The sequence below is a fragment of the Hyphobacterium sp. genome (assembly GCF_043584775.1).
Lineage (GTDB): Bacteria > Pseudomonadota > Alphaproteobacteria > Caulobacterales > Maricaulaceae > Hyphobacterium.
In genome coordinates this window covers 1,643,840-1,650,000 of record NZ_CP121327.1, presented here as the reverse complement: position 1 = coordinate 1,650,000, position 6,161 = coordinate 1,643,840, and the positions used below count along the sequence as shown (strand labels likewise).

3 protein-coding genes and 2 rRNA genes (1 of these 5 cut by a window edge) are annotated in these 6,161 nt (G+C 57.0%); 3 read left to right on the top strand and 2 right to left on the bottom strand.

Annotation, left to right across the window (positions count from 1 at the left end; genetic code table 11):
• From P0D52_RS08190 to P0D52_RS08180, 3 genes are all read left to right on the top strand, one after another.
• Positions 1–2,463 (top strand): 23S ribosomal RNA (locus tag P0D52_RS08190); it begins 41 nt to the left of the window's first position.
• 91 nt (positions 2,464–2,554) lie between these two features.
• Positions 2,555–2,669 (top strand): 5S ribosomal RNA (gene rrf / locus P0D52_RS08185).
• Between the two features lie 237 nt (positions 2,670–2,906).
• Complete coding sequence (locus tag P0D52_RS08180) at positions 2,907–4,049, top strand: hypothetical protein (RefSeq protein WP_394692174.1); 1,143 nt, start codon at positions 2,907–2,909, stop codon at positions 4,047–4,049.
• Here P0D52_RS08180 and P0D52_RS08175 read toward each other — a convergent pair.
• Both P0D52_RS08175 and P0D52_RS08170 read right to left on the bottom strand, forming a co-directional pair.
• Entirely contained in the window at positions 4,046–5,266 is a 1,221-nt protein-coding gene (locus tag P0D52_RS08175) for a 2OG-Fe(II) oxygenase (RefSeq protein WP_394692173.1), read from the bottom strand. The two genes, P0D52_RS08180 and P0D52_RS08175, sit on opposite strands and share 4 nt — an antisense overlap.
• Positions 5,259–6,068 carry an FkbM family methyltransferase gene (locus P0D52_RS08170; RefSeq protein ID WP_394692172.1) on the bottom strand — a complete coding sequence of 270 codons (810 nt, stop codon included), beginning with the start codon at positions 6,066–6,068 and terminating at the stop codon, positions 5,259–5,261. The genes P0D52_RS08175 and P0D52_RS08170 overlap by 8 nt, the downstream gene beginning before the upstream one ends.
• Positions 6,069–6,161: the final 93 nt, after the last annotated feature.

Genomic DNA, 6,161 nt, shown 5'->3' with positions numbered 1-6,161 from the left:
TAGAGGCGATGAAGGACGTGGCATGCTGCGTAAAGCTGCGGTGAGGTGCAAGCAACCTTTGACCCGCAGATATCCGAATGGGGAAACCCACCCGCAAGGGTATCTTGCACTGAATACATAGGTGTAAGAGGCGAACCTGGGGAACTGAAACATCTAAGTACCCAGAGGAAAGGACATCAACCGAGACTCCGTTAGTAGTGGCGAGCGAACGCGGACCAGGCCAGTGCTCTCTCTTAGATTATCAGAACCATCTGGAAAGTTGGGCCGTAGCGGGTGATAGCCCCGTATGAAGCGTCGATGAGAGAGACTCGAGTAGGGCGGAACACGTGAAATTCTGTCTGAACGTGGGAGGACCACCCTCCAAGCCTAAGTACTCCTTAGCGACCGATAGTGTACCAGTACCGTGAGGGAAAGGTGAAAAGCACCCCGACAAGGGGAGTGAAAGAGTTCCTGAAACCGGATGCTTACAAACAGTTGGAGGGCGCAAGCCTGACAGCGTACCTTTTGTATAATGGGTCAGCGACTTAATCTGACGAGCAAGCTTAAACCGTTAGGTGTAGGCGTAGCGAAAGCGAGTCTTAATAGGGCGACGAGTTCGAGGGATAAGACCCGAAAGCAGGTGATCTAGCCATGTCCAGGCTGAAGGTGAGGTAACACTCACTGGAGGGCCGAACCCACTTCTGTTGAAAAAGACGGGGATGACGTGTGGCTAGGGGTGAAAGGCCAATCAAACTCGGAGATAGCTGGTTCTCCGCGAAATCTATTTAGGTAGAGCGTCTCGTATTACCTTCGGGGGTAGAGCACTGGATGGGCTAGGGGGTCCCAACGACTTACCAAACCTAACCAAACTCCGAATACCGAAGAGTAGAGCGAGGCAGACACACTGCGGGTGCTAAGGTCCGTAGTGGAGAGGGAAACAGCCCTGACCGCCAGCTAAGGTCCCTAAGTTATCACTAAGTGGGAAACGATGTGGGAGTGCTTAGACAACCAGGAGGTTGGCTTAGAAGCAGCCATCCTTTAAAGAAAGCGTAACAGCTCACTGGTCAAGCGTTCCTGCGCGGAAAATGTAACGGGGCTTAAGTGATACACCGAAGCTGCGGACTCGAAAGAGTGGTAGCGGAGCGTTCTGTAAGCTGATGAAGGGAGACCCGCGAGGGCTCCTGGAGGTATCAGAAGTGAGAATGCTGACATGAGTAGCGACAAAAAGTGTGAGAGACACTTTCGCCGAAAGTCCAAGGGTTCCTGCGCAATGCTAATCCGCCCAGGGTTAGTCGGACCCTAAGGCGAGGCCGAAAGGCGTAGTCGATGGGAATCAGGTTAATATTCCTGAACAGGGGCACAGACCAGGGGGTGGCGACTGTTTATTAAAAACACAGGGCTCTGCGAAGTCGCAAGACGACGTATAGGGTCTGACGCCTGCCCGGTGCCGGAAGGTTAAAGGGAGGAGTGCAAGCTCCGAACTGAAGCCCCGGTAAACGGCGGCCGTAACTATAACGGTCCTAAGGTAGCGAAATTCCTTGTCGGGTAAGTTCCGACCTGCACGAATGGCGTAACGACTTCCCCGCTGTCTCCAGCATAGGCTCAGCGAAATTGAATTCTCCGTGAAGATGCGGAGTTCCCGCGGTCAGACGGAAAGACCCCGTGCACCTTTACTACAGCTTCGCAGTGGCGTTAGCGACAATTTGTGTAGGATAGGCGGGAGACTTTGAAGCCATGGCGCCAGTCATGGTGGAGTCATCCTTGAAATACCGCCCTAATTCTTGTTGACGTCTAACCGCGATCCGTGAACCCGGATCCGGGACCCTGCGTGGTGGGTAGTTTGACTGGGGCGGTCGCCTCCCAAAGAGTAACGGAGGCGCGCGATGGTGGGCTCAGACCGGTCGGAAATCGGTCGTTGAGTGCAATGGCATAAGCCCGCCTGACTGTGAGACTGACAGGTCGAACAGAGTCGAAAGACGGCCATAGTGATCCGGTGGTCCCGAATGGAAGGGCCAGCGCTCAACGGATAAAAGGTACGCCGGGGATAACAGGCTGATGATGCCCAAGAGTCCATATCGACGGCATTGTTTGGCACCTCGATGTCGGCTCATCGCATCCTGGGGCTGGAGCAGGTCCCAAGGGTTTGGCTGTTCGCCAATTAAAGCGGTACGTGAGCTGGGTTTAGAACGTCGTGAGACAGTTCGGTCCCTATCTGCCGTGGGTGTTGAATACTTGAGAGGAGCTGTCCCTAGTACGAGAGGACCGGGATGGACGTATCTCTGGTGGACCTGTTGTCGCGCCAGCGGCATAGCAGGGTAGCTATATACGGAAGGGATAACCGCTGAATGCATCTAAGCGGGAAGCCCCCCTCAAAACCAGGTATTCCTTGAGAGTCGTGGAAGACCACCACGTTGATAGGCCAGGTGTGGAAGTGTGGCGACACATGAAGCTGACTGGTACTAATAGCTCGATTGGCTTGATCTTTTGACGGTTCATGCACGGCGAACGCCTCGTTCGCGCGTGACAGAGCGTCGGAAATCTGGATGTCTCAATGAAACTGAATCAAACGTGCCGACCGGGTGGTTATAGCGAAGGCTCCACACCCGTTCCCATCCCGAACACGGCCGTTAAGACCTTCTGCGCCAATGGTACTATGTCCTAAGGCATGGGAGAGTAGGTCGCCGCCCGGTCTGCACGTTTGATTTAGCCCTGATCTATGCAATTTACAGAAAAGCCCCGTGGTTCGCCGCGGGGCTTTTTCTGTTTCCGCTTTACCCATGTCACTTCAATGTTCTCTACAAACCGCTTTACGAGCGAGAGCGAGTGGCCCGTCCATTAACTTGCGGCTTGGGGTCAAGTCTCACGAAAACTTTCATTGCGGGCTAATTTCGGTTCGTCATGGTATGCCCAGAACCGGGAGAGAGACCATGATAATCGAATGGATGGCCGCGTCCGTATTGACCCTGCAATCGGATCCGGCGCGCGACTGGGATGATGTGCTCGGAACGGAGATCACCGAGGAATGGCAATCGCCCGTTCATCGACAATATGATTTCTGGCTGGGCGAATGGGACGCCAACTGGCGGGGGCGTGAGGAAGACGGTCTCGATCATGTCGAGGATGGCTCGCACACGCATCAATTCGTCATTCCTGTACTCGATGGTAAGGCTGTGATGGAGTTGATGGTCCCGAGTGAGTTGACGTCTGGCGTCGCTCAATGGCGTGGCTTCTCTCTTCGTTACTATGATGAAGAAAATGATCGCTGGATCATGGCTCAGCATTGGCCAGGGCCACAAAACGACGGCGTCGCCTTTCTCGATCAGCTGACCGGAAACGAACGGTTTGGCCGCATAGCTGTATACAGTCCTGACCTTCGGCGCACGACGCCCGACGGCGAGCCGCAGATCCGCCGGTATACCTTCTCGGACATCCGGGAGGATGCATTTCGTTGGGATGGCGCAAACACAGCGGATCGCGGCACCAGCTGGTTTACCTGGATGGCGGTCGACTTCCGCCGGCTTGACGCGGAAGTGGACATGCCGCCGGCCAGTGAGCCATTGCCCGGTTATAATGAGGGCCTGCTTTGCTCGGATGAACCGCACGGAGCATTGGATGGCGTGATCGGGGCCTGGTCCGGCACAGCCACCTCTCCCGACGGAACAGTGGAGGCTTCCCGGATCACGGCGGGGCAGATGCTGGACGGATGCGGAGTTATGGTGGCTTTCGAGCGTCCGGAATCCGGCTATCGCTCTTTGACCTTCTGGTCCTGGAGCCCCCAGTTGGAGCGCTGGTTTGCGCTATACCTCAATAATCAATCGGGGCAGGGGCATCGTTATTACTCCGCCGCGACCGCAAGTGAAGGTGCGTCGTTCAACCTGAATCCCGGCGTCGCGATCGTTGACGCTGAAACGCCTTATATCAACCACGCACAGGATGACCTGACCGACAGTCTTCAGCGTATTGGCTGGCTGGAAATATCGGAGACAGAACTGGTGTTTCGCGTCGACTGGCGCAGCTCAGCAAATACTGAGTGGCAAATGTCACGCGAATACCGTGTCGAGCGTGACTAGTCGGCTTTCCGGGTCCGGATCCACAGACTGGCGAGTGCTTTCCAGCCTGAAATAACCGGCTCGCCCTGATGTAGCGTCAGCGGATTGGGATTGCCGTCATCATCGGTATTCCTGAACGATAGCCCTTCGCCGATTGAACCGGTCCATGCTGTATCAAAGCGCGGGAAGCGGGTTGCGCCGCCCTCGCGGGCTGCATGGAGGCAGACAAGGCTGGTGGCCGCGCGCTGACCCGCACGCTTCAATTCACGGGCGTTGCCGGGGTCGTCCGGTGCAAAATAGTCGACATGCGGCTTGTAGTGTTCTCCCGGACGATAGAAGAGCAGGTTCAAACGCTCGGTGTTTTCTGGCGGAAGTCCGGCCATCGCCGCCATGCGGTGTTCAGCAGCGGCATGGACCAGGTCCTGTAGATTGGGCGCAAATGTCATCGACAAGGACTGCCTGTGTGGATCAGCTGTCTGCTGTCCGGTGTCAGGGTCGACGACCATGGAAGACCGCAATGCTCGCAGGCCCGTGGTCAGGATGTAATCACAGACGGGCGGCGGCAAGGCTTCGGTGTATTGTTGCGCGTGGATCGCCTCGACCAACGTGTTCGCCGCAGCAGGGACCGAAGAGAAATCCGCGCTAAGGAGGTGTTCCAGATTTTTCCAGTCAATGCCGTTGCTTGACGGCAAGGGGCGCTGCGAGGTGGCAAGTAGCTCATCTGCGAGCGGATGCTTTGACCGCTGGAGGCCTTCCGCCGTAGCTGCAGCCCAAGAGTGCGCCGCCCGATCGGCAAAGCCCATTCGCATCAACGCCATGCCGGCAGGAGGGTCGCCTTCCGACGCTGCCATGCTCAGCAATGTGCGTCCGGCTGAAAGGTCGCCGGCAATCAGACACAGCAGGCCAGCCTCACGAATTTCCGCCGGTTGGCCGGCGCGGGCGTCAGCAACCAGGGCGGCTGCGGCTTCGCCCCAGCCTGTTCCGGCGGCCCAGCCAGATGCCAACGCGACGCGATGGAGCTTGCTCGCGGCAGGGCTGGATCTGTGAATCTGCGAAATCAAGTCGGCAGCGCCTGCATGGTCAATGGGACCGCCTTGTCCATAAGCCAGCGCCATGGCATAGGCATAGGCAGCGTTTACGTCGCCAGCATCCGCCGCCTGTCTCAGCAACTGGCGCGCCGCCGCGGCATCACCGCGCGCAAACGCAGCATCTGCCGATTTGATGAGTTCATCACTCATGGCCTGCCGGCCCGAGCGTCAGGATGACATTTCTACCCAGATCCCGCTCGATGCGGTAACCGGCCGCGACCGCCAAAGCGACCGGGTCCGTTGCCGGTGTTGCCAGAAGTTGCTCGACGATCAGGCAGCGTGGCCATCTTGTCCTGGGCGCGTTCTGGAAAAAGGGTGCCAGAATGCGATGCTCCAGACCCTCAACATCAATCTTCATCGCATCAAGCCGCTCAATCGAGCGCTCTGCGAGATAGTCGGCCAATGGCAGGGCCGGAACCGTAATTGTCTCGCCTTCTCCCGCCAGTCCGCTTTCGCCCCTATTGCGGTGATTGATAGTGAAAATGATGTCGCCGCGCTCATCCGATATCGCCAGTTCATCGAGTTGAACTACCGCAGCAAAATGATTGGATGCCAGATTGAAAGCGAATCTTCGCGCCATTTCGGGCTGCGCCTCGATCGCGAACAGGCGCGCACTCTCCGGGGCCTTGGCGGCGAGATGAAGCGTATATCCGCCACAATTGGCACCCAGATCGATAAAGGTGAAACCGTCATCGATCATCGAGGATAGATAGGCCAGCTCAGCAGGGTCAAAACGGCCGGGAGTATAAAGAACCCGCTTTTCCGAGAGATTGTCTTTCGGATGCAATCGCGCGCGAAAGCCAAGCCTTTCGACATCGACCGCGTCGGTTGCAAACCAGCTGGCCAGCCGTGCCCAGACCTTGCTGTCACTGGTGCATGCGCGTTCCAGAAAACGTTCAAACAGGCCGGATGGAGCATCTGCCCCCCAGGGGCGGGGATCGGAATTTGTCATGGCTTCTGCATAGGCGAGAGAAAAGCAGTCGCCAAGCTGTCATGATAGTGTGACGGGCCTTGCATCAGCCTCCGTCATGGCCTAGATACGCCC